The sequence below is a fragment of the Sphingomonas sp. BL2 genome (assembly GCF_056680015.1).
The window spans coordinates 1,727,007-1,748,386 of sequence record NZ_CM155261.1 but is presented as its reverse complement, the minus strand read 5'-3'; the positions used below and the strand labels follow the sequence as shown (position 1 = coordinate 1,748,386).

The 21,380-nt window shown below is 66.6% G+C and carries 21 protein-coding genes and 1 tRNA gene; 7 read left to right on the top strand and 15 right to left on the bottom strand.

Going from position 1 to position 21,380, the window contains the following annotated elements; all coding sequences use genetic code 11:
• Positions 1 to 8 precede the first annotated feature (8 nt).
• From AC1ME3_RS08080 to AC1ME3_RS08070, 3 genes are all read right to left on the bottom strand, one after another.
• Positions 9 to 437 (bottom strand): hypothetical protein, encoded by a 429-nt coding sequence (locus AC1ME3_RS08080; RefSeq protein ID WP_480955565.1) that lies wholly within the window; start codon positions 435 to 437, stop codon positions 9 to 11.
• A gap of 86 nt (positions 438 to 523) precedes the next feature.
• Positions 524 to 766: a DUF2312 domain-containing protein gene (locus AC1ME3_RS08075; protein ID WP_197942503.1), complete on the bottom strand. Its 243-nt coding sequence runs from the start codon at positions 764 to 766 to the stop codon at positions 524 to 526.
• Positions 767 to 980: 214 nt separating this feature from the next.
• Positions 981 to 1,289: a DUF1244 domain-containing protein gene (locus AC1ME3_RS08070; RefSeq protein ID WP_480955564.1), complete on the bottom strand. Its 309-nt coding sequence runs from the start codon at positions 1,287 to 1,289 to the stop codon at positions 981 to 983.
• A gap of 80 nt (positions 1,290 to 1,369) precedes the next feature.
• Here AC1ME3_RS08070 and pyk point away from each other — a divergent pair, with 80 nt between their 5' ends.
• Positions 1,370 to 2,833 carry a pyruvate kinase gene (gene pyk, locus AC1ME3_RS08065; RefSeq protein WP_480955563.1) on the top strand — a complete coding sequence of 488 codons (1,464 nt, stop codon included), beginning with the start codon at positions 1,370 to 1,372 and terminating at the stop codon, positions 2,831 to 2,833.
• Positions 2,834 to 2,904: 71 nt separating this feature from the next.
• On the opposite strand, the gene AC1ME3_RS08060 is transcribed toward pyk, so the two are convergent.
• Together AC1ME3_RS08060 and AC1ME3_RS08055 are read right to left on the bottom strand one after the other, a co-directional pair.
• Positions 2,905 to 3,891, bottom strand: a complete 987-nt coding sequence (locus AC1ME3_RS08060; RefSeq protein ID WP_480955562.1) for a GGDEF domain-containing protein — start codon at positions 3,889 to 3,891, stop codon at positions 2,905 to 2,907.
• Positions 3,884 to 4,123: a hypothetical protein gene (locus tag AC1ME3_RS08055; protein WP_353465955.1), complete on the bottom strand. Its 240-nt coding sequence runs from the start codon at positions 4,121 to 4,123 to the stop codon at positions 3,884 to 3,886. Before AC1ME3_RS08055 ends, AC1ME3_RS08060 begins: the two co-directional genes overlap by 8 nt.
• A 234-nt stretch (positions 4,124 to 4,357) precedes the next feature.
• On the opposite strand from AC1ME3_RS08055, the gene AC1ME3_RS08050 reads away from it, so the two are divergent.
• Genes AC1ME3_RS08050 through AC1ME3_RS08040 form a run of 3 tightly spaced genes read left to right on the top strand, consistent with a single transcriptional unit; the run spans position 4,358 to position 7,115 of the window.
• Positions 4,358 to 6,412, top strand: coding sequence for a carbon starvation CstA family protein (locus AC1ME3_RS08050; RefSeq protein WP_480955561.1), 2,055 nt, complete (start codon positions 4,358 to 4,360; stop codon positions 6,410 to 6,412).
• Positions 6,409 to 6,597 (top strand): YbdD/YjiX family protein, encoded by a 189-nt coding sequence (locus AC1ME3_RS08045; protein ID WP_426282661.1) that lies wholly within the window; start codon positions 6,409 to 6,411, stop codon positions 6,595 to 6,597. Before AC1ME3_RS08050 ends, AC1ME3_RS08045 begins: the two co-directional genes overlap by 4 nt.
• Positions 6,594 to 7,115 carry a biliverdin-producing heme oxygenase gene (locus AC1ME3_RS08040; protein WP_480955560.1) on the top strand — a complete coding sequence of 174 codons (522 nt, stop codon included), beginning with the start codon at positions 6,594 to 6,596 and terminating at the stop codon, positions 7,113 to 7,115. Before AC1ME3_RS08045 ends, AC1ME3_RS08040 begins: the two co-directional genes overlap by 4 nt.
• A gap of 21 nt (positions 7,116 to 7,136) precedes the next feature.
• Here the strand turns inward: AC1ME3_RS08040 and AC1ME3_RS08035 are convergent, their stop codons facing one another.
• The gene (locus tag AC1ME3_RS08035; protein ID WP_480955559.1) at positions 7,137 to 7,439 is read right to left on the bottom strand and encodes a polyhydroxyalkanoic acid system family protein; all 303 of its coding nucleotides are present in this window, start codon (positions 7,437 to 7,439) and stop codon (positions 7,137 to 7,139) included.
• A 9-nt stretch (positions 7,440 to 7,448) separates the two neighbouring features.
• On the bottom strand, positions 7,449 to 7,868 hold the full coding sequence (locus AC1ME3_RS08030) for a VOC family protein (RefSeq protein WP_480955558.1): 420 nt from the start codon (positions 7,866 to 7,868) through the stop codon (positions 7,449 to 7,451).
• A gap of 348 nt (positions 7,869 to 8,216) precedes the next feature.
• On the opposite strand from AC1ME3_RS08030, the gene lnt reads away from it, so the two are divergent.
• Complete coding sequence (lnt, locus tag AC1ME3_RS08025) at positions 8,217 to 9,749, top strand: apolipoprotein N-acyltransferase (protein ID WP_480955557.1); 1,533 nt, start codon at positions 8,217 to 8,219, stop codon at positions 9,747 to 9,749.
• Between the two features lie 58 nt (positions 9,750 to 9,807).
• Entirely contained in the window at positions 9,808 to 11,025 is a 1,218-nt protein-coding gene (gene metK, locus AC1ME3_RS08020; RefSeq protein WP_480955556.1) for a methionine adenosyltransferase, read from the top strand.
• Between the two features lie 299 nt (positions 11,026 to 11,324).
• Here metK and AC1ME3_RS08015 read toward each other — a convergent pair whose 3' ends face one another.
• From AC1ME3_RS08015 to AC1ME3_RS08000, 4 genes are all read right to left on the bottom strand, one after another.
• On the bottom strand, positions 11,325 to 12,401 hold the full coding sequence (locus AC1ME3_RS08015; RefSeq protein ID WP_480955555.1) for an AI-2E family transporter: 1,077 nt from the start codon (positions 12,399 to 12,401) through the stop codon (positions 11,325 to 11,327).
• Between the two features lie 119 nt (positions 12,402 to 12,520).
• Positions 12,521 to 12,805, bottom strand: a complete 285-nt coding sequence (locus tag AC1ME3_RS08010) for a lipoprotein (protein ID WP_056061318.1) — start codon at positions 12,803 to 12,805, stop codon at positions 12,521 to 12,523.
• Positions 12,806 to 12,946: 141 nt separating this feature from the next.
• Positions 12,947 to 13,576, bottom strand: a complete 630-nt coding sequence (locus tag AC1ME3_RS08005) for a phosphatase PAP2 family protein (RefSeq protein WP_480955554.1) — start codon at positions 13,574 to 13,576, stop codon at positions 12,947 to 12,949.
• Positions 13,576 to 14,400, bottom strand: coding sequence for a formate/nitrite transporter family protein (locus tag AC1ME3_RS08000; RefSeq protein ID WP_480955553.1), 825 nt, complete (start codon positions 14,398 to 14,400; stop codon positions 13,576 to 13,578). Before AC1ME3_RS08000 ends, AC1ME3_RS08005 begins: the two co-directional genes overlap by 1 nt.
• 65 nt (positions 14,401 to 14,465) lie before the next feature.
• Here AC1ME3_RS08000 and trmB point away from each other — a divergent pair, with 65 nt between their 5' ends.
• On the top strand, positions 14,466 to 15,146 hold the full coding sequence (gene trmB, locus AC1ME3_RS07995; RefSeq protein WP_480955552.1) for a tRNA (guanosine(46)-N7)-methyltransferase TrmB: 681 nt from the start codon (positions 14,466 to 14,468) through the stop codon (positions 15,144 to 15,146).
• Between the two features lie 22 nt (positions 15,147 to 15,168).
• On the opposite strand, the gene AC1ME3_RS07990 is transcribed toward trmB, so the two are convergent.
• From AC1ME3_RS07990 to AC1ME3_RS07975, 4 genes are all read right to left on the bottom strand, one after another.
• The gene (locus tag AC1ME3_RS07990) at positions 15,169 to 16,581 is read right to left on the bottom strand and encodes an efflux transporter outer membrane subunit (RefSeq protein ID WP_480955551.1); all 1,413 of its coding nucleotides are present in this window, start codon (positions 16,579 to 16,581) and stop codon (positions 15,169 to 15,171) included.
• Positions 16,568 to 17,755, bottom strand: a complete 1,188-nt coding sequence (locus AC1ME3_RS07985; protein ID WP_480955550.1) for an efflux RND transporter periplasmic adaptor subunit — start codon at positions 17,753 to 17,755, stop codon at positions 16,568 to 16,570. The genes AC1ME3_RS07990 and AC1ME3_RS07985 overlap by 14 nt, the downstream gene beginning before the upstream one ends.
• On the bottom strand, positions 17,748 to 20,951 hold the full coding sequence (locus tag AC1ME3_RS07980) for an efflux RND transporter permease subunit (RefSeq protein ID WP_480955549.1): 3,204 nt from the start codon (positions 20,949 to 20,951) through the stop codon (positions 17,748 to 17,750). The genes AC1ME3_RS07985 and AC1ME3_RS07980 overlap by 8 nt, the downstream gene beginning before the upstream one ends.
• 192 nt (positions 20,952 to 21,143) lie before the next feature.
• Positions 21,144 to 21,217, bottom strand: a tRNA-Gly gene (locus AC1ME3_RS07975).
• Between the last annotated feature and the right edge of the window lie 163 nt (positions 21,218 to 21,380).

The following is a 21,380-nucleotide window of genomic DNA, read 5'->3' as shown; positions in this document are numbered from 1 at the left end:
CGGCGCGGTCAACGGTCCTCGCATCGGATGCGCATCTTTACCATGCTGACCTGTGCACGCTCGCCTGCATTCGCGCGCATCTTGACCATGTGGTCTTTCACGCCAATCTGGAATTCCGCCGGCCCGGTGACAGTGCATACCATCCCGTTGGCGACGCTGGCACACGCATCGACATATTGGCGTGCGTTAGTGATGACCGAGTCTTCAGCCGGACCGAGCCCCATCGAAACATAGCTCGATCCACCGAACAGCGCGGTACCCAGGCCGCCGAGCGTCTTCAGCTCCCATGCGGCGTGGCCGTCAGACGGTTTCGCCGTCTTCATACCGAGCTCGGTCGCGATCCGCTGGCAGAAGCTGGCATTGGCCGCCCCCTCATCCGACTGGGCGGGGGCGGCCATAGTGGCCAGCGCGAGGGCGGCGAGGAAACGGATGTTCATAGCCGGACACTAAGCCGCAACCGATGACAGTTTTGTTAAGCACGTCAAAACCGACGCGTTTGGCCGTCTCACCGCCCTCGTGAAATTCAGATCATCCCCAACGCCTGGAGATACACTTCGAGGATCGCTTCCTCCTCCTGATATTCTTCCTTCTTCTTCTTCCGGATCGACAGGATTTTCCGAATCGCCTTGGGGTCGTAGCCGCGACCCTTGGCTTCGGCCATCACGTCCTTGATGTCGTCCGAGATACCTTTCTTCTCTTCTTCGAGACGCTCGGCGCGCTCGATCAGCAGGCGCAGTTCGTCCGCTGCGACCGCGCCGCCGCCCATGCCGTGTTGCCGTTCGTCAGACATCGAAAATTCCCCACTCGCCAGCGCCCACGCGCCGGTCAAAAGCCAATCAAGATACAAGCCCGCACCGGTGATCGTCGTCCGGAGACGTCCTGAATCATGCCGAATTGGGTGCGGGCCAGCGTCTAGGCGTTTACCGTGTTCGGCTCAAGCGACCCTGCGGGGGATCGTCGCGAATCCATTGCAGCCGTTCTCAGACCACCGCGTTCTTCGCGACGCTCACCTTCATCCGTTCGAGCTGCTCGGGCGTCGCGTCACCCTGGTGGTGCGCCTTCCATTCGGCGTATGGCATCCCGTACACCGTCTCCCGCGCGGCATCCTTCGACAGGCCGCCCGCTTCCTCGACCCAGTCCGACAGGCAGTTGCGGCAAAAACCGGCGAGCCCCATCAAGTCGACGTTCTGCGCGTCCTCGCGGTGGCGGAGATGGCGGATCAGACGGCGGAAGGCCTGTGCCGCTACGGCATCGTCGAGCGTATCGAGCGAGTCGGTTTCGGGGTTCATTCATGTGCTCCGTGGTTGATCCCGCGGAGATAGGGTTTAAGGCCCGTCGCGGCAAAGACCTCCCCCAGGAAACGCACCGCATGACCCACGCCATTGCTCCCCGTTTGCGGAAAGTCCGCATCCTCGCGACCCTAGGCCCTGCCAGCAGCACCCCCGAGATGATCGCGACGCTCTTCCGTACCGGCGCCGACGCGTTCCGAATCAACATGAGCCACGGCGACCAGCAGTCGAAGATCGCCGTGATCCAGGCGATTCGCGCGCTGGAGAAGGACTATGGTCGTCCGTCGACCATCCTCGCCGATCTTCAGGGGCCGAAGCTGCGTGTCGGCAAGTTCGACGGCGGACGCACGGTCCTCGAAACCGGCTCCACCTTCGTGCTCGACCGCGACCCGACGCCGGGCAATGCGACCCGCGTCGAGCTGCCGCACGACGAGATCTTCGCGGCGATCGAGCCGGGCGCCCGCCTGCTGCTCGACGACGGCAAGCTCGTGCTGCGCGTCGTGTCGCACAGCCCGCGCGAGATCACGACGCGGGTCGAGGTCGGCGGCGCGTTGTCGAACAGCAAGGGGCTGAACGTCCCCGACGTCGTGCTGCCGATGGCCGCGCTGACCGAGAAGGATCGCAGCGATCTCGACTTCGCGGTCGACCAGGGCGTCGACTGGATCGCGCTGTCGTTCGTTCAGCGCCCGGAAGATCTTTGGGAAGCGCGCAAGCTGATCGGCGGCAAGGCGGCACTGATGGCGAAGATCGAGAAGCCGGCAGCGATCGAGCGGCTCGAGGAGATCGTCGAGGCGTGCGACGGCGTGATGGTCGCGCGCGGCGATCTCGGCGTCGAGCTGCCGCCGCAGCAGGTGCCGCCGTTGCAGAAGCGCATCGTCGAGGTTTCGCGCCGGATGGGCCGCCCGGTGGTCGTGGCGACGCAGATGCTCGAATCGATGATCACGTCGCCCTCCCCTACGCGCGCGGAAGTGTCCGACGTTGCGACCGCGGTGTATGACGGTGCGGACGCGATCATGCTGTCGGCGGAAAGCGCGGCGGGCGCGTGGCCGGTCGAATCGGTCGCGATGATGGATGCGATCGGCGTGTCGGTCGAGGGCGATCCCGAGCACGGCGACCGGATGCACTTCACCGTGATGAAGCCCGATCCGACGACCGCGGATGCGCTCGCCGAGGCGGCGAAGACCATCGCCGCGACGGTGTCCGCGGTGGCGATCATCTGCTTCACGACGTCGGGCTCGACCGCGCGCCGGATCGCGCGCGAGCGGCCGTCGGTGCCGCTGCTGGTGCTGACGCCGAGCCAGGAGACATCGCGACGGCTCGGGCTGCTGTGGGGGACGCATGCCGTGCATACGCGCGACGTCGAGTCGTTCGAGGACATGGTGGCGAAGTCGAAGCGGATGGCGCTGCGGCATGGCATGGCGAAGGCCGGCGACCGGGTGATCGTGCTGGCGGGCGTGCCGTTCCGGACGCCTGGGTCGACCAACGTGCTGCACGTGGTGCGGATCGTCGGCGACGAGCTTAAGGGCCACCACTCGCAGGTCTGACGTGCCGGTCATGTTGCCGCCGCCGAAGGTCTTCCATCGGCTGCGGCAACGCTGAAACCGGCTGAGGCCGCCTACTCTACCAATTCCTGCTTCGTGCAGTTTCGACCGGCAGCCTTGGCGGCGTAGAGCATCGTGTCAGCCTGCTCGATCCAGGTCGCCACCGAGGTAAGGGTTGGCGTCAGGACGGCGATACCGAAGCTCGCCGTCACCTTGAGCGTGGCGTCATTCGAGAGCCGCATGGGAAACCCCGCAATCGATTCGCGCAGGCGCTCGGCGACAATCAGTGCCTCGTCCGCGCCCGTCTCCGGCAGCAAGATACCGAATTCCTCGCCGCCCAATCGGCCGAACACGTCGATCGGCCGAAGCGTGGCCTCCGCCAGCTTGGCGAGCTGGTGCAACACCTGATCGCCGGTCGTATGGCCATAGGTGTCGTTGACCATTTTGAAATGATCCACGTCGAGCATCACCAGCGTGCTTGGCCGCTCGTAGCGGCGGGACCGCGCCATCTCGCGCTCGGCCTGTTCGACGAAACCGCGCCGAGTCAGCGCGCCGGTCAGGTGGTCGACCTGCGCGATCATCCGCAATTCGAGTTCGTCGCAGACGATGTTGGCGAAATTCGAGAGGATGGCGATGTCGGCAGGGCTGAACCGCCGCGCGCGCGTGTCCATCGCGCACAGCGAGCCGACGTTATAACCCTCGGGCGTGCGCAGCGGGATGCCCGCATAGCTGCGGATATGCGGCGGTCCGACGACCATCGGGCTGGTGGCAAAACGCGGATCGAGATGTGCGTCCTCGACGATCAGCGGTTCGCGCTGCTGAATGGTGTGCGTGCAGAACGAGATCGCACGCGGCGTTTCCTGCTGGTCGAGGCCACGTTGTGCCTTGAACCACTGGCGATCGCGATCGACCAGCGTCACCGTCGCGATCGGCACCGCCAGCACGGTCCGCACCAGCGTCACGATCTTTTCGAACGGCTTCTCCGCGGCGGTATCGAGCACGTTGAGACGGTGGAGCGCCGCGATCCGCGCATCGTCGTCGTATAGCCGCGTGTCATCCATGAGGGGGTGCCTTCATCATCCCGCGGATCGCGACCGTCAATTCATCGGCATAACTGTCGACGAGCGTGCGGACGCTCGACTCCACCATGTCCTCCGACAGGCCCGCAGCGCGCAGGCTCGCGACGAGGCTCGCCAGGTGGCTTTGATGACGCAGGACGCTGTCGAGCAGCTCCGCCGGAATATCGAGCGGTTCGGCACCGGTGGGAGTCGGTTGAAGTTCGGTAATGCGCACGATGCGTCCTCTGCGTGACGGGCGATTCTCGTATATATCCGACTGGTTAACAGAACCGTCCGCAGACCGGGCCGGCACCGAATTTTTCATAGTGTCGACGATGAACCAGTAATCGTGTCGGCCCACCACCACGTCTTCCCGGGGGCATTGCTATGACGCGGTCGCGGGGGGGGCTAGCGCTCCCCCGGCGAATACGCGATGTCGCCTTCGAGAAAGCACGGGAGCGCGAACGCAATGACATTACGCGAGAAGATCGGTTGGGGAGCCCTTGCGCTGCTCGCGGCCTGTGCGCTCGCGGTCGTCGCGTTCGAGCGTGGCGAGCATGTCAACGCGCTGTGGATCGTCACTGCCGCCGTCTCCGTCCAGCTGATCGCGTACCGGTTCTATGCGCGCTACATCGCGCGGCATGTGATGCAGCTCGATCCGTCGCGGCCTACCCCGGCACTGCGCCGCGCCGACGGCCTCGATTACGTCGCGACCGATCGCAACGTCCTGTTCGGCCACCATTTCGCAGCCATCGCCGGTGCAGGGCCGCTCGTCGGCCCGGTGCTCGCTGCGCAGATGGGCTATCTTCCCGGCACGCTCTGGATCCTTGCCGGTGTCGTGCTCGCGGGCGCGGTGCAGGATTTCATGATCCTGTTCATCTCGATGCGGCGTGACGGGCGTTCGCTCGGCGAACTGATCCGCATGGAGATGGGCGCGATCCCCGGCGTGATCGCGCTCATCGGCGCGTTCGCGATCATGGTCATCATTCTCGCCGTACTCGCGCTGATCGTGGTGCGCGCGCTCGCCGGGAGCCCGTGGGGGCTGTTCACCGTCGCGGCGACGATCCCGCTTGCGTTCCTGATGGGCATCTACACGCGCTGGATCCGGCCCGGAAAGGTCGGCGAAGTCTCCGTTCTCGGCGTCATCGGGTTGCTCGCCGCGATCGTCTATGGCGGCACCGTCGCCGCCTCGCCGACGCTTGCGCCGCTGTTCACGCTGACCCCGGTGCAGCTCTGCGTGCTGATGGTCGGCTATGGCACGGTCGCCTCCGTCCTCCCCGTGTGGCTGCTGCTGGCGCCGCGCGATTACCTGTCGACCTTCCTCAAGATCGGCGCGATCGTCGCATTGGCGATCGGTATCGCGGTCGTCGCGCCACCGCTGCGGATGCCCGCGCTGACCCCGTTCATCGACGGATCCGGCCCGGTCTGGTCGGGTGGGCTCTTTCCGTTCCTGTTCATCACGATCGCGTGCGGCGCGGTGTCGGGCTTCCACGCGCTAATCGCTAGCGGCACGACGCCGAAGCTGATCGCGAGCGAAGGCGATGCGCAGTTTATCGGTTATGGCGCGATGCTGATGGAGAGCTTCGTTGCGATCATGGCGCTGGTCGGCGCGTCGATCCTCGATCCCGGCGTGTATTTCGCGATGAACAGCCCGGCGGCGGTGGTCGGCACCGACTTCGCGTCGGCCGCGACCGCGGTCACCGCGATGGGCTTCCCGATCACGCCGGAGCTTCTTGCGCAGACCGCGAAGGACGTCGGCGAGACCACGATCGTATCGCGCACGGGCGGCGCGCCGACGCTGGCGGTGGCGATGTCGGAGATCTTCAGCCACCTCGTCGGCGGGCAGGCGATGAAGGCGTTCTGGTATCACTTCGCGATCCTGTTCGAGGCTCTGTTCATCCTGACCGCGGTCGATGCGGGGACGCGCGCCGGAAGGTTCATGCTGCAGGATCTGATCGGACTCGCGGTGCCGTCGTTCCGTAATGCGTCGGCGATCGTACCGGGCCTGATAGCGACCGCGTTGTGCGTAACCGCGTGGGGCTTCTTCCTGTACCAGGGCGTCACCGATCCGCTTGGCGGGGTGAACACGTTGTGGCCGCTGTTCGGGATCTCGAACCAGATGCTCGCGGCGGTCGCGCTGGTGCTGGCGACGGTGGTGCTGTTCCGAATGAAGCGTCAGCGTTACGCATGGGTGACGATCCTGCCCGCCGCGTGGCTGTGCCTGTGCACGATCACCGCGGGGCTGATGAAGCTGTTCGCGAGCGATCCGAAGGTCGGCTTCCTCGCGCACGCCTCGAAGTTCGCCGATGCGGCGGCGCGGGGTGAACTGCTCGCGCCGGCTAGGACGATGGCGGAGATGCAGCGGATCGTACTGAACGACCGGATCGACGCGGGGCTTTGCGCGCTGTTCCTGGCGGTGGTGCTGTCGATCGTGTTCTTTGGGATTCGGACGTGTCTTGCCGCGCTGAAGATCGACCGGCCGACGGTGACCGAAGTCCCGCCGCAGCTGGTGGCCGCGGAATGATCCGGACACTCTACGCCAAGGTTCGCGAGACCGCGCTGCTGATGGTTGGCGTGCCGTCCTATGCCGCGTATTGCCAGCACATGGCGGAACGGCATCCCGACCACGCACCGATGGACGAACGCGCGTTCTTCCGCGATCGGCAAGAGGCGCGCTATGGAAGCAAGGGTGGAGGACGGTGCTGTTGACCAAGGCGAATACCACGGTCGCCCGCCTGCGCGCGGCAACCGCGAGCGATCACGACGCGGTCGATGCAGGGTTCGGACGCTATGACCTGACCGACGCGGCCGACTACCGCGCCTTCCTGATCGCGCACGCCAAGGCGTTGCCCGCGGTGGAAGCGTGGCTGCGTGATATCCCCGGCTTGCCTGCGTTTCGCGATCGGATGGACCTGCTCGCTGCCGATCTCAGGGCGCTGGGCGAGCCGATGCCGGCGCCGATGGCGTTCGAGGCAATAGCAAGCGTGGCAGCCGGATGGGGTGCGATGTACGTGGTCGAGGGCTCGAGGCTCGGCGGCATCATGCTGTCGCGGTCGGTGCCCGAGGGTATGCCATCGGCGTATCTCGGGGCGAAGCACCTGCCCGGCGAGTGGCGCGAACTGCTCGCGGCGATCGATGCGCAGCCCGCCGACGAAGCGTGGATTGCCGATGCGATCGTCGGTGCGAAGGCCGCGTTCGATCTGTACGGACGCGCGCCGGAGGCTTGATCCGCCCCCGGCGCGGCTCCGTCAACGCAGAAGCTTCGGCGCTTCCTTGCGGATCATGTCCTGCACCTTGCTCGCGAACAGGCCGAGGATCCCGGGCAGGTCGACGACCGCATGGACGTTGGTCTCGAACACCGTGACCGCGCTGGCGATCGTCTGGCCCATCGCCTGGATCGTGAAATGCAGCGTGTCGCCGTCCCAGCGGTGATCGGTCACCGACCCGCCCGGAATGCTGGCGCTGATGTTGTCGATCCCGCCGTCGAGCCTTGTGCGGACCGCTGCCTTGCCGAGCTGGTGGGGGACGTCGACGGTGATGGGAGTGCCCATGTCTATTCCTTAAGTCGCGAAAATCATGTCGTCGTTGGCGAACGCCTTGAACTCTAGGGCGTTGCCGCTGGGATCGAGAAAGAACATCGTCGCCTGCTCGCCGGGCTCGCCCTTGAAGCGGATGTACGGTGCGATCCCGAACTGGACGCCGGCGGCGGTGACGCGTTCGGAGAGCGCGGTCCAGTCGTCCATCGTCAGGACGACGCCGAAATGCGGGACCGGGACGGCGTGGCCATCGACCGCGTTCTCGACCGCGACGGGTTTGGCGGCGGGGTCGAGGTGCGCGACGATCTGGTGGCCGAACAGGTCGAAGTCGATCCAGTGGTCGCTGGAGCGGCCTTCGCGGCAGCCGAGGGTGGCGCCGTAGAAGGTGCGCGCGGCGGCGAGGTCGTGGACCGGGAAGGCTAGGTGGAAGGGGCGTAGGGTCATTGGGGGGAGAATAGGTCGGGCGATCCGGTTCGTCGAGCCGGGGGATTGCGTGGGTGCTTCACCTACCGGGACGGTGGCCCTCTCTTGTTCTCCCGCGAAGGCGGGAGCCCAGTCTGGGCTCCCGCCTTCGCGGGAGAACAAGCTTTGGGCAGGTGATCTCACAACTCTGCACCACCCCGGCGAAGGCCGGGGCCCAATTGGAGAGGTCGCAGTAACGACGCGCTGCACTCCGTTAGCAACGTCCCCCAATTGGGCCCCGGCCTTCGCCGGGGTGGCGCCAGGTAGGGTTCAAGGCCCCAACGAGGCTAAGACATTGCCCGGCCCCTTCCGCCACGCCATAGCGCGAGCGTGAACCGTTACCCTGCCCTCGCCTGCCTCGTCCTCGGAGCGCTTGCCGCGACCGGGTTCGCTCCGCTCGATCTCTGGCCGCTGACGCTGATCGCGTTCGCGGTGTGGATGAAGATCGTCCACGACGCACCGACCCTTCGCAGCGCACTGTGGCGTGGGTGGGTGTTCGGAGTTGGGCATTTTACCGTGAACAACAACTGGTTCCAGCACGCGTTCGACTTTCAGGATGCGATGCCGCCGGTGCTCGGGTACTTCGCGGCAGTCGGTCTCGCGCTGTACCTGGCGGTGTTCCCAATGCTTGCAGGCGGCCTGGCGTGGCGGATCGCACGACGACCCGGCACCCCTGACGCGACGTTCGTGTTCGTCTTCGCCGCGGCCTGGATCGCGACCGAGTGGCTGCGCGCGACGCTGTTCACCGGCTATGCGTGGGATCCGCTGAGCGTCGTCTGGCTCCCCGCGATTGGTGTCGCGCGGCTGTCCGCGTGGATCGGCACCTATGCGCTGTCGGGTGTGACGATCCTCGCCGCGGGCGCATTGCTGATGCTCGCGGTACGCCGTTGGACACTGCCAGCCGTCGCGCTTCCAGCGCTCTGTCTCGCAGCACTGTCCGCGCTCTGGACGAATGCACCGCCGCCCGCTCCCGGCACGCCTCTGGTCCGCGTGGTCCAACCCGACATCGGCCAGGAAGACCGCAGCGAGACCGATGGCGAGCGCGTCCTTACCGCGCTCGAAAAGCTGTCTGGCCAAGGCGGCGCCACCCCGCGTCTCGTCGTCTGGCCGGAAGGCGTCGTCCGCGATTACGTCGAGGATGGCTACCCGTTCTACGCCTATGGCTGGTCGAGCCCGCTCTACCTCCGCCGCCGCATGGCGCGGCTGCTCGGCCCCGAGGACATCCTGCTGATCGGCGGCACCGCGCTCGAGTTCAACGCCAGGGATCAGATCTCCGGCGCGGCGAATTCGGTATTCGCGCTCGATGCGCAAGCGCGGTTGCGGGGCCGCTACGACAAGGCGCACCTCGTGCCATACGGCGAATATCTGCCGATGCCGTGGCTGCTGAAGCCGCTCGGACTCGCGCGGCTCGTCCCCGGCGACATCGACTTCACGTCGGGCAAGGGCCCTGCGAACCTGACACTGCCGGGCTTCGGTTCGATCGGCATGCAGATCTGCTACGAGATCATCTTCTCCGGCGAGGTCGTGGATCGCGCACACCGCCCCCGCATCCTGTTCAATCCGTCGAACGATGCCTGGTTCGGCAAATGGGGGCCACCGCAGCATCTCGCCCAGGCCCGGATGCGCGCGATCGAGGAAGGGTTGCCGATCCTTCGCGCCACGCCGACCGGTATTTCCGCGATCATCGCCGCCGATGGCCGCCTCGTCGCGACCGTCCCGCACGAGACCGCCGGTGCCATTGAACAACCGATGCCGTCCGCGCTGCCTCCCACGCTGTTCTCGCGCGTCGGCAACGCGATGGCGGCGATCGTCGCCATACTCATGCTCGTCACTGCGGTTGCCCTGCGCCGTCGCCAGCGCTAGGGTCATATAAAGCTTTCCTTATATGACGCTCGCTCCAGAGCATGGCAAAGAGGCCCGCATGCGCAAGTCTTTCCTCTTCACTTCCGAATCGGTCTCCGAAGGCCATCCCGACAAGGTCGCCGACCAGATCAGCGACACGATCGTCGACCTGTTCCTCGCCAAGGATCCCGAGGCACGCATCGCCTGCGAGACGCTGACCACCACGCAGCTCGTCGTCCTCGCCGGTGAAATCCGCGGCAAGGGCATCTACGAGAACGACCAGTGGGCCGACGGCGTGCTCGAAGAGATCGAGGCGGCTGTCCGCAACACGGTCAAGGAAATCGGCTACGCGCAGTCGGGCTTCCACTGGGAGACGTTCCGCTTCGAGAACAACCTCCACGGCCAGTCCGCGCACATCGCGATGGGCGTCGACGAGAGCGGCAACAAGGACGAGGGCGCCGGCGACCAGGGCATCATGTTCGGCTACGCGACCGACGAGACCCCCGGCCTGATGCCCGCGACGCTGTATTACAGCCACAAGATCCTCGCCAAGATGGCCGAAGATCGCCACTCGGGCGCCGCGCCGTTCCTCGAGCCCGACGCCAAGAGCCAGGTCACGCTGTCGTACGAGAACGAAGTGCCGGTCGGCGCAACCGCTCTCGTTGTCTCGACGCAGCACGCGCCGGGCTATTGCGAGAAGGGCGACAACGCCGACCCCGCCAAGTACGCGGTGCTGCGCGACTATGTCATGGGCGTGTTCAAGGACGTGCTGCCCGACGGCTTCATCACCGACGAGACCGCGATCTACATCAACCCGACTGGCCAGTTCGAAATCGGTGGCCCCGACGGCGACGCCGGCGTGACGGGTCGCAAGATCATCGTCGACACGTACGGCGGCGCTGCGCCTCACGGTGGTGGTGCGTTTTCGGGCAAGGATCCGACGAAGGTCGATCGCTCGGCGGCGTATGTCGCGCGGTATCTGGCGAAGAACGTCGTTGCTGCGGGGCTCGCGCGTCGCTGCACGATCCAGCTGAGCTATGCGATCGGGATTGCCGAGCCGCTGTCGGTGTACGTCGACACGCATGGCACGGGCACCGTCGAGGAGGCCAAGCTGGAGGCTGTCCTGCCGAAGCTCGTTCGCCTGACGCCGAAGGGCATTCGCGAGCACCTCAAGCTCAACGCGCCGATCTACAAGAAGACCGCGGCGTATGGTCACTTCGGTCGCGAGCCTGAGGGTGACATGTTCACCTGGGAGAAGACCGATCTGGTCGACGCGCTGAAGGCTGCCGTCGCCTGATAGCGACGCCTTTAGGGTTACGAAAAGGCCTCCCGCGGATTCAGTCCGCGGGAGGCCTTTTTATTGTGGGCTGAACTCCCAGTCCCTCTCCCCGCCGGGGAGAGGGAGGGAGGAGCCGCTTGGCGACGGAAGGGTGAGGGGCTTTGGGGAGAGGGTCCGAGCCTCACTCCCCCTCACCCTCCCACCCGGCTTCGCCGTGCGGGCCCCTCCCTCTCCCCAAGGGGAGAGGGTTATCGAGGACAAGGCGCGTTCCGCTCCCCGACCTGTCCTTCGATACGTCGCTTCGACAGGTTCAGCAGCTACTCGGGACGAACGGGGGAAATCTGAGCATGCCGCTGCTCGGTGAGGATCTGCCACGCCGTCAGGAACAGCGCAGCCACCAGCGGTCCGACGACGATACCGCTCAGCCCGACTACTTCGATCCCGCCGAGCGTGGTGACCAGCACGATGTAATCCGGGATGCCGGTGTCACGCCCGACCAGGATCGGCCGGAGGATATTGTCGGCCAGACCAATCACAACGACGCCCGAGACGATCACGACCACGCCCTGCCAGACCGCGCCCGTCGCCAGCAGGTACACTGCAACCGGCACCCACACGATCGCAGGCCCGAGCGCAGGCAGCAGCGACGTCAGCGCCATCAGCAAGCCCCAGAGCAGGGCTGCCGGCACGCCGACGATCCAGAAGGTCAGGCCGCCCAGCGCACCCTGGACGAGCCCGACGATGACCGATCCCTTGATCGTCGCGCGCACCACCGCGACGAACTTGTCGACCAGCTTCACCGCCACCGAATGCTCGAACGGCAGTGCGCGGCGGATTGCCGGACCGACCTTGTCGCCGTCGCGGAGCAGGAAGAACGTCACGTACAGCCCGACGCCGAACGACAGCAGGAACGCGGCCGCGTTGCGGCCGATCGACAGTGCCTGCCCCGCGATCGAGCGGACGCTGTTGCCGAGGATGTTGGACACCCGCGACTGCGCCTGTTCGAAGCTGTTGAGCCCGGCCTTGTCCAGCGCACCCTGGATCCGGTTCGGCATCGCGTCGTGAATCTGCTGAAAATACGCGCCGAAGTTGATCTGGCCACTTTGCAGCTTGGCGTAGACCGAGGCGGACTGGTCGATCATCAGGCTGCCGATGAACAGCGTCGGGATGATTACGGCGACGAAGATGATCAGCAACGTCAACGCGGCGGCGAGATTGCGGCGGTCGGGCCAGCGCTTGAGCAGCCACTGGTACAGCGACTGGAACAGGATTGCCGCCAGCGCACTCCACAACAACGCCGCCGCGAACGACGATACGACCACGCACAACGCGATCGTGATCGCCACCAGGAAGGTGATGAAGCCCCCCGTTTCCAGTCGACGCCTGTCGATCATTGCCGTGTCCCCCGTCATATTAACGACCGATCGAGCCGGTCCTTTCAAAACGTCAAAGCCGCCCTCCGGTGTGTACCGGAGGGCGGCCAGGACGCCGGCGCTGGTGTGCGCCTAGAAGATCAACGGAGCTTTTCGCTGCCGTTGACCAGTGCATCCTTCTGCGCCTGCGGCATCGCCTGCGCGTTCACGTCGGCGTCGTCGATCGCGTCCGACTGGCGATCGCCGTCCTTGCGGACTGCCTTGGCCTGCTCTTCGAGATTGTCGGCAGTCGCTTCGAGTGCGTCGGCACGGTTGTCCGCGGCCTTCTCGACCTGGCTGCCGAGCTTGTCATCGCCCTTGCCGCCGCATGCTGCGAGCGAGACGGCCATGGCGGCGAGCGTGACGGCGATGGAAAGCTTCTTCATGGGGATAGTCCGTTCTGGTTACGATGCGGTGGCAACCGTCACGCGGGCGTAACGGTTCCGCTATCCCCTTGCCGATCCTTACAAATATCCATTTCGCCGCAATCTGTGGTCAACGGGTAACACTCGGTCGCGTCGAACCGCTCAGGCCACGGCGTGCTCGATCAACAACGGCGCCTTGTTCGCCACCGCCGTCTCGACCACAGGCGCAACCCGGTCGAACACCGCGCTGACGAGCGCTTCGGCGATCCACCCGACCGCGGCGCCGACGACGAGATCGGAGAGGTAGTGCTTCCCGTTCACCGGTTGCGCCGCCGCGACCGCGCCGGAGATCAAAGCCGCCGGACCACCGGCACCGGTGATGTCGCGCGACGCGGCACGCGCGACCGCAACCGCGCCGGCAGTGTGGCCAGACGGGAACGACGTCTGGTCGTGATCGTCGCTCTCGCCCGGCTCGAACCGCGCCTTGCCGTCCTCGATCGCCTTTTCCGGGCGGGTGCGGTCGACCGACGCCTTGATCGCCGACTTGACGAAGGTCGCCGCCGCATGCGCCGCCAGCATCCGCACGCCGCCACGGATCACGTCCGGCCTGCGCGCGATCAGGCCGATCACGACCGTGCCGATCGACGTCGCCACCAGCTGCGGCTGGTCGCCGATCTCGGCGAGGAACCCGGTCGCCTTGACCAGCGGCTGGTCGCGGTGCTCTGCGGCCCTGTGCGTTGCCTTGCGGTCCGCCTTTTCGACGGCCTTCGCGGCGTCCTTGGTCTTGCCCATCAATTTTCGCCCTGTCCGTCCATTTCGCCGCGCACCTGTGCATGCGCGAGCAAGGCGAACAACCCCGCACCGCCCAGCAAGTTGCCGAGGATCGCCGGCACCATCAGCCCGCCGAGCGCCTCGGCAGCGCCGACCTTACCCGAAAACAGCAGCAGCCACGCCTCCACCGATCCGACGATCGAATGGCTGAACGCAGCGATCGCGACGACATAGGTGATCGCGACGATCACGAGGAACGACTGTTCGCGCGCATTCGGCAGCGACCAGGCGAGGATCGCGATCATGAACCCGGCCGGGATCGCGTTGACGAACGTCGCACCTGGCGAGAGTTCGGTGATCGCCATCGACACCTCGATCATCGCGGTACGAAGCTCGCTGCCGCCGAGCAGGCCCGCGGCGATCATCCCGCCGGCCAGCGCCGTCCCGATGAGGTTGGCACCCAGCACCACACTCCAGAGCCGCAAGGTGCGCCGCAATGCCCAGCCCGATGGTTTGGTCACCAGCGGCAACATGGCGGTGATCGTGCTCTCGGTGAACAACTGCATCCGCCCGAGGATCACGACCAGGAACCCGATCGGATAGCCAAGCGAGACGATGATCGTCCGCCACGGCGTATCCGGCAGCGCGTGGTGCAGCGCGCCTTCCGCGATCAGCGAACTGGCGATCGCCATCCCCGCGGCGAGCCCGGAGAAGAACAGCGACGATACCGGACGATCGAGTTCTTCCTCGCCCTCCTCGCGAACGGCCTTGTGCAGGTCCTGCGCATCGGCGGCCTTGAGATCCTCGACGTCTTCGCCGGGCGGATTGGAAGCGTTGTCGACCATTACGAGAGTGCAACGGTCCGCGTCGCGCTTTGCTCCGGCGCAATCGCCCGCTAGAGCGCGCGGCGATGAACGATCCTTCTGTTATCCGCCGCCTCTATGGCCGTCGCCAAGGCCACAAGCTGCGCCTCGGCCAAGCCGCGCTCGTCGAGGAAACGCTCGCCGACCTGTCGGTGCCCGAGGAAGGGCCGATCGATGCGATGACGTTGTTCGGCGAGGACCGCCCTTTGCACGTCGAGATCGGCTTCGGTGCGGGCGAGCATCTGGCGGGACAGGCCGCGATGAACCCCGACGTCGGCTTCATCGGCTGCGAACCGTTCCTCAACGGCGTGGTCGGTGCACTCGCACACATCCGCGACGGCGAACTGACCAACGTCCGGTTGCACATGGGCGACGCGCTCGAAGTGATCGAGCGGCTACCCGACGCGAGCCTCGACCGGCTGTACCTGCTGCATCCCGATCCGTGGCGGAAAGCGCGCCACGCCAAGCGCCGCATGGTCAACCACGGCCCGCTCGACACGATCGCCGCCAAGCTCAAGCCCGGCGCAGAGTTCCGGCTCGGTACCGACGATCCGACCTATTGCCGCTGGTCGATGATGATCATGAACGCGCGCCGCGATTTCGAGTGGCAGGCGAAGACGCCGCACAACTTCCTGACGCGCCCGGACGACTGGCCCGAGACGCGGTACGAGCGCAAGGCGCGGCGGCAGGGGCACGAGGTCTGGTATTATCGCTACCTGCGGGTCTGACCCGGCGGCGGCGGTTCGATAGTCAGGTCGCGATACCGCCGCCGATCGCGCGGACGGTGTCGACCGCGATCTGTAGCCGCGTGCTCTGCACTTCGAGCAACAGGCGTTGCGCGTCGAGCGCCGCGGTCTGTGCGGTCACCACGTCGAGATAGTCGGACGCGCCGTCGCGGTAGCGGATGAGCGCAAGATCGCGCGTGCGTTCGGCGGCGCGGGTTGCGGCCAGCTGGTCGCGTTCCTGGGCCACCAGGGCACGCGAGCGGGCGAGGTCGTCCTCGACTTCGCGGAAGGCGGTGAGGACGGTCGAGCGGTAGGATGCCGCCGCCTCGTCATATTGCGCGCGGCTGATGCGGACGCGGGCCCGCCTTGCACCGCCGTCGAAGATCGCGAGCGCGGCGGATAGCGGCCCCAGTGCCCAAAAGCTGTTCGAGGCACGCAGGATGTTGCCGTTGCCCGCCTCGAACCCGCCCGACCCGCCGAGCGTGAGCGACGGGTATTGGGCTGCGCGTGCCACGCCGATCTGGGCGTTGGCGGCCGCGATCCGGCGCTCGGCCGCGACAATGTCGGGGCGGCGTTGCAACAGTGTCGAGGGTACGCCGACGGGGATCGCGGGCGGACGCTGTAATGTGTCCGCTACGGGAATTGCGAAGGTCGAGGGGGTCTCGCCGACCAGCGCGGCGATCGCGTGCTCCAACGCCGCACGTGCGCCAGCGACCGCCGACAGCTCCGCGCGTGCGCTCGACAGCAACGCGGCAGAGCGGCTGACGTCGATCCCCGAGGCGATGCCGCCGGTGTGGCGCGTATCGGTCAGGTCGTAGGCGCGCTGGAACGCCGCCACCGTCTGACGCAGCAACACGGTGCGCGCATCGAGACCGCGCATCTGGAAGTACGAGTCCGCCAGCGACGCCTGGAGCCCGAGACGAACCGCGACGACGTCCTGTGCGCTGGCCTGCGCCGAGGCGGTATCCGCGCGGACCGAATTGCGGACGCGGCCGAACAGGTCGATCTCGTACGCCAGCGATGCACCGACCGAGAGATTATTGTAGGTCGCGGCGTTGCCCGGCGAGAGCGGTCGGCCGGCGGATACGCGCGAACGGCCACCGTCGGCCCCTATCGATATCGACGGCAGTAGCGCAGCACGGGACTCGCCGAGCAGACCTCGCGCCTGATCGTAGCGGGCGACGGCGGCGGCGAGGTCGGGATTGCCCGCCTCGATCCGCGCTTCGAGCGCGGTCAGCGTTGGATCGTCGAACGCGGTCCACCACGCGGCGGGGAGCGACGTGTCGGTGGCGGCTGGCTGCCAGAGCCCCTGCCCTTGCGGTCCTATTTCCTTGTACGCCGCCGCAGCCGGGCTCGGCGGGATGCTGTACGGCGGCGCGAGCGAGCACCCGGCCAGGCTTGCCGCCGCCGCCGCCATACCCAGCCTAGCGCTTCGCACGGGCCGGTCCTGTCGACGGTGCGATACGGACCGGATCGCCGGTCTGGAGCGAGTCCGGCGGGCTGTCGATCACGCGGTCGCTGGCGGTGAGCCCTGCGCTGATCGCGACGCTGTCGCCATCGTCGCGACCGATCGTGATCGTCTTGAGATGCGCCTTGCCGTCGCTGCCGACGACCGCGACCTGCGTGCCCTTCGCGCCGATCACCAGCGCGCTCGACGGCAGCCGTACGCCGGTGCCGCCCGCACCGACCGGGAACTTGACCTGCGCATAGGCGCCCGGTTTCAGCGCACGATCGGTGTTCGCCGCCTGCAACTCGACCAGCACCGTGCCCGACTGCGGATCGACCGCGTCGGCGCTGCGCGTCAGCGTCACGTCGAAGGCGCGTCCCGGATATTCGGGCACGGTCAGCGTCGCGTGCATCCCCTGCCGGGTCTGCCCCGAATATGCCTGTGGCACGCGGACATAGATGCGCATTCGGTTCACGTCGGCGATCGTGAACAGCGGGGTGGACGCCGCCGTCCCTGCGGTCACCAGTGCGCCGACCTGCGTCGAGCGGCTCGTGACGACGCCCGAGAACGGCGCGGTCAGGCGGGTAAAGCCCTGCAACGCGCCGAGCCGGCGGACGTTAGCCGACGCCGCGTTGGCGATCGCGGACTTGGCGGCGAGGTCGCCGATCTTCTCGTCGGTCTCCTGCTTCGACACCGCATCCTTGGCGAGCAGATCGCGCCAGCGCGTCGCGGTCGACGCGGCGAGCGACCGGTTGGCGCGCGCGGTCTGGAGATCGGCCTGCGCGGCGGCGACCTGCTGGTCGACTTCTGGCGCGTCAAGAATGGCCAGTGTCTGGCCGGCGCTCACCGGGTCGCCTATGTCGACGAACCATTTGCGAATATAGCCCGTGGTGCGCGCGTAGATCGCCGCGCTGTTATACGCCTGGACGTTGCCTGGCAGCGTCAGCGCGTCGCTCGCGCCCTCGGCGGTGGGGTGGATCACGGTGACGATCGGGGTCGACTGTGCGGTGGTCCAGGTCGCGAGTTGCGAGTCCGAGCGGTGCCGCGTGAAGATGCCGAACGCCACCAGCGCCAGCGCGATCACCGCCGCGACGATGCCGACTTTCCTGATCGACCCACGCCGCGGTTCGGTGGCGACGGGATCCGGATGAACGATCTCAGACATGCGCTTCCTCTAAAATCTCGTCGCGGCGGGCTTTTGCGGCGGCGCGCTCTGCGTCCTTGCGGTGCACGAGGCTGAAGATGACGGGCACGAACATCAGCGTCGCGAACGTCGCGACGATCAGCCCGCCAATCACCGCACGGCCGAGCGGCGCGTTCTGCTCGCCGCCCTCGCCGAAGCCCATCGCCATCGGCAACATGCCGATGATCATCGCGAGCGCGGTCATCAGCACCGGGCGGAAGCGGGTCATCCCCGCCTCCATCGCCGCCTTGTGCGAATCGCCCAGCTCGGCGAGCCGCTCGCGCGCGAAACTCACCACCAGGATTGCGTTGGCGGTCGCGACGCCCATGCACATGATGGCTCCCGTCAGCGCGGGCACGGACAAGGGCGTCCCCGTCAGGAACAGGATCCAGACGATGCCGGCGATCGCGCCAGGCAACGCGGTGATGATGACGAACGGATCGAGCCAGCTCTGGAAGTTCACGACGATCAGCAGATAGATCAGCACGATCGCGCCGATCAGCCCGAAGAACAGGCCGGAAAACGCGCTGTTCATCGTCGCATACTGACCGCGCAAGGCGACCGTCGTCCCCTCCGGCGCGGACGCCTTGGCATCCGCCAGCACACGCTTGATGTCGCCCGCAACCGCGCCGAGATCGCGGCCGTTGGGGGTCGCGTAGATGTCGATCGCCTGCGCGATGTTGTAGTGCGAGACGACGGCGGGCGAGGTGCCGCGGACGACCGTGGAGAGCCCGCCGAGCACCTGCGACGTGCCGCCCGCATTGGTGCCGGTGACGGGGATGTTCGACAGGTCGCTCATCGATCCGACGCGGTATTCGGGGGTCTGCGCGACGACGCTGTACGACACGCCGTTCTCTGGGTTGAGGTAGTAGACCGGCGCGGTCTGGATCGTGCCGGCGAGCGAGGACCCGACGCTGGCGGTCACGTCGCGCTCGGTCAGGCCGAGCTGGACGATCCGGCTGCGATCGATGTTGACGCGCAGTTCCGGGTAGCGCGCCGATTGCTGGATGCGGGCGTCGGCAACGCCGGGGATCGCCGCGATCTTGCGCAACAGCGTTCGGGCATAGGCGTAGTTGCCGGCCGCGTCCTTGCCGGTGATCTGCACGTCGATCGGCGCGGGCGCACCGAAGTTCAGGATCTGGCTGGTGATGTCGGCGGGCAGGAACGAGAAGGTTGCGCCTGGGAAAGCGCCCGGCAACGTCTCGCGCAGTTTGCGTACATAGTCCGCGGTCGGCGCATGTTCGTGGGCGAGCTGGATCAGGATGTCGCCGTCCTGCGGACCGATCGTGCCCGAATTATTGTAGGTCGCGTTGATCGAGCTGACCGGCAGGCCGATGTTGTCGACTACCGAGACCAGTTCGTTGGCGGGGATGATCTGGCGGACGCGACGTGCGATCCGGTCGAACTGCGCCGACGTGCTCTCGATCCGGCTGCCGATCGGCGCGCGGACGTGCATCGTGATCTGGCCCGCATCGACCGCGGGGAAGAAGTTCTGGCCGAGGAACGGGATCAGCAGCATCGACAGCGCGACCACCGCGAGGAAGCCGAGCAGGAACGGCTTGCCGGTCGCCAGCGCGCGTTCGAGGAGGCGACCATAACCACCGCGAAACCATTCGAACCGAGCCTCGAAACCGCGCTGGAACCGGACGAGCGGATTGCGCGAGGTCGGCGTGCCCGCGGCGTGGACGTCGCCCGCGTGCGGCTTCAGCAGGTACATCGCCATCGTCGGAACGAGCGTGCGTGAGAGTACGAACGACGCGATCATCGCGAACACCACCGACAGCGCGAGCGGCACGAACAGGAAGCCCGCGACGCCCGGCAGGAAGAACATCGGCACGAACACGATGCAGATGCACAGCAGCGACACGAACGCCGGCGTCACGATCTGCGCGGCGCCGTCGAGGATCGCCTGACGGACGCTCTTGCCCTGCTCCAGATGCCAGTTGATGTTCTCGATCGTCACGGTCGCGTCGTCGACCAGGATACCGACCGCGAGGCTCAATCCGCCGAGCGTCATGACGTTCAGCGTCTGCCCGGTGGCCGACAGCGCGATGATCGCGGCGAGGATCGCCAGCGGGATCGAGATCGCGATGATGACCGTCGAGCGCCACGATCCGAGGAACAGCAGGATCATCAGGCTGGTCAGCGCGGCGGCGATCGCGCCTTCCTTGACGACGCCCTCGACCGCCGCCTTCACGAACAGCGACTGGTCGCCGATCGGCACGATCTTGAGGCTGTCGGGCAAGGTCGCCTGGATCGCCGGCAGCGCGTCCTTGATCCCCTGGACGATCGCCAGCGTCGAGGTCGATCCGTTCTTCAGGATCGTCATTACCACCGATCGCGACCCGTCGACATGCACCACGTTGGTCTGCGGCGCGCTGCCGTCGCGGACGTGCGCCACGTCGCGCATGTAGATCGTCGCGCCGTTGACGACCTTCACCGGCAGGTTGTTCAACTCGTCGATCGAGCCCGGCGCGTTGTTCAGGCGGACATTATACTGGAAGCCGCCGATCTTCGCGAAACCGGCCGGGTTGATCTGGTTCTGCGCGGCGATCGCGAGGCCGACGTCCTGCGCGGACAGGCCCTTCGATTGCAGCGCTTGTGGATCGAGATCGATCTGCACCTGACGCTGACGCCCGCCCGACGGATACGGGATCGCCGCGCCCGGCACGGTGACGAGGCCGGGGCGGATCTGGTTGACCGCGGTGTCGAACAGCTTGCCCTCGGACAGCCCGACGCCCGACAGCGCGAGCTGCAGGATCGGCACGGTCGAGGCGCTGTAGTTGAGGATCAGCGGCGGGGTGACGCCCGGCGGCAACTGGCGCAGCACGGTCTGCGACACCGACGTCACCTGCGCGGTGGCGGTGCGGATGTCGGCACCCGGCTGGAAATAGATCTTCACGACGCCGATGCCCGGCATCGACTGACTCTCGATATGGTCGATGTCGTTGACCGTGGTCGACAGCACGCGCTCGTACGGCGTGATGATGCGCCCCGCCATGTCGTCGGGCGACAGGCCCTGGTACGTCCAGGCGGCGGCGATCACCGGCACCTTGATGTCGGGGAAGATGTCGACCGGCGTCCGCACTGCCGCGAGCACGCCGACGACCGCGACCAGGATGGCCATGACGATGAAGGTGAGCGGGCGCGATAAGGCGACCCTGACGATACCGATCACGGACGTGCTCCAATCCGAACGCGGCACGACTGGTGGCGACTCCCGGAGCCGCCAGACCTGCCCGACGATTCCCCTTTGCGGCAGCGCAGCAGGGAAATGCAAGGGTCAATGTTGCTTACGTTTATGGCGTGATGACCGCGAACGCACGCGTACCGGTCGCTATGCGCGCGGTCCGGTGATTTCGACTGAGGGTGGAGCGGGTAACGGGAATCGAACCCGTGTATTCAGCTTGGAAGGCTGCTGTACTACCATTGTACTATACCCGCATGCTATTGAAACCGTTGGGTTTCAAAGCAGGCTCCCGGTAGTTTTCCGACACGGGAGCGGTGCGGCGATAGCGCGGGCGGGTGATCGGTGCAAGCCGCTAGCCGTCGCGGCTCGTCACATACCGGTCGACGCCGAGCGCGCGTCCTGTGCTAGATCGTCGGC

Excerpts from the sequence above, each read along its gene's own strand:
- AC1ME3_RS08005 (WP_480955554.1), bottom strand. The coding sequence starts at position 13,576 with ATGGGCAAGACCAAGGACGCCGCGAAGGCCGTCGAAAAGGCGGACCGC.
- metK (WP_480955556.1), top strand. The coding sequence starts at position 9,808 with ATGCGCAAGTCTTTCCTCTTCACTTCCGAATCGGTCTCCGAAGGCCAT.
- AC1ME3_RS08035 (WP_480955559.1), bottom strand. The coding sequence starts at position 7,439 with ATGGGCACTCCCATCACCGTCGACGTCCCCCACCAGCTCGGCAAGGCA.
- AC1ME3_RS08075 (WP_197942503.1), bottom strand. The coding sequence starts at position 766 with ATGGGCGGCGGCGCGGTCGCAGCGGACGAACTGCGCCTGCTGATCGAG.
- AC1ME3_RS08060 (WP_480955562.1), bottom strand. The coding sequence starts at position 3,891 with ATGGATGACACGCGGCTATACGACGACGATGCGCGGATCGCGGCGCTC.
- pyk (WP_480955563.1), top strand. The coding sequence starts at position 1,370 with ATGACCCACGCCATTGCTCCCCGTTTGCGGAAAGTCCGCATCCTCGCG.
- AC1ME3_RS08050 (WP_480955561.1), top strand. The coding sequence starts at position 4,358 with ATGACATTACGCGAGAAGATCGGTTGGGGAGCCCTTGCGCTGCTCGCG.
- AC1ME3_RS08030 (WP_480955558.1), bottom strand. The coding sequence starts at position 7,868 with ATGACCCTACGCCCCTTCCACCTAGCCTTCCCGGTCCACGACCTCGCC.
- AC1ME3_RS08045 (WP_426282661.1), top strand. The coding sequence starts at position 6,409 with ATGATCCGGACACTCTACGCCAAGGTTCGCGAGACCGCGCTGCTGATG.
- AC1ME3_RS08015 (WP_480955555.1), bottom strand. The coding sequence starts at position 12,401 with ATGATCGACAGGCGTCGACTGGAAACGGGGGGCTTCATCACCTTCCTG.
- AC1ME3_RS08070 (WP_480955564.1), bottom strand. The coding sequence starts at position 1,289 with ATGAACCCCGAAACCGACTCGCTCGATACGCTCGACGATGCCGTAGCG.
- AC1ME3_RS08010 (WP_056061318.1), bottom strand. The coding sequence starts at position 12,805 with ATGAAGAAGCTTTCCATCGCCGTCACGCTCGCCGCCATGGCCGTCTCG.
- trmB (WP_480955552.1), top strand. The coding sequence starts at position 14,466 with ATGAACGATCCTTCTGTTATCCGCCGCCTCTATGGCCGTCGCCAAGGC.
- AC1ME3_RS08080 (WP_480955565.1), bottom strand. The coding sequence starts at position 437 with ATGAACATCCGTTTCCTCGCCGCCCTCGCGCTGGCCACTATGGCCGCC.
- AC1ME3_RS08000 (WP_480955553.1), bottom strand. The coding sequence starts at position 14,400 with ATGGTCGACAACGCTTCCAATCCGCCCGGCGAAGACGTCGAGGATCTC.
- AC1ME3_RS07985 (WP_480955550.1), bottom strand. The coding sequence starts at position 17,755 with ATGTCTGAGATCGTTCATCCGGATCCCGTCGCCACCGAACCGCGGCGT.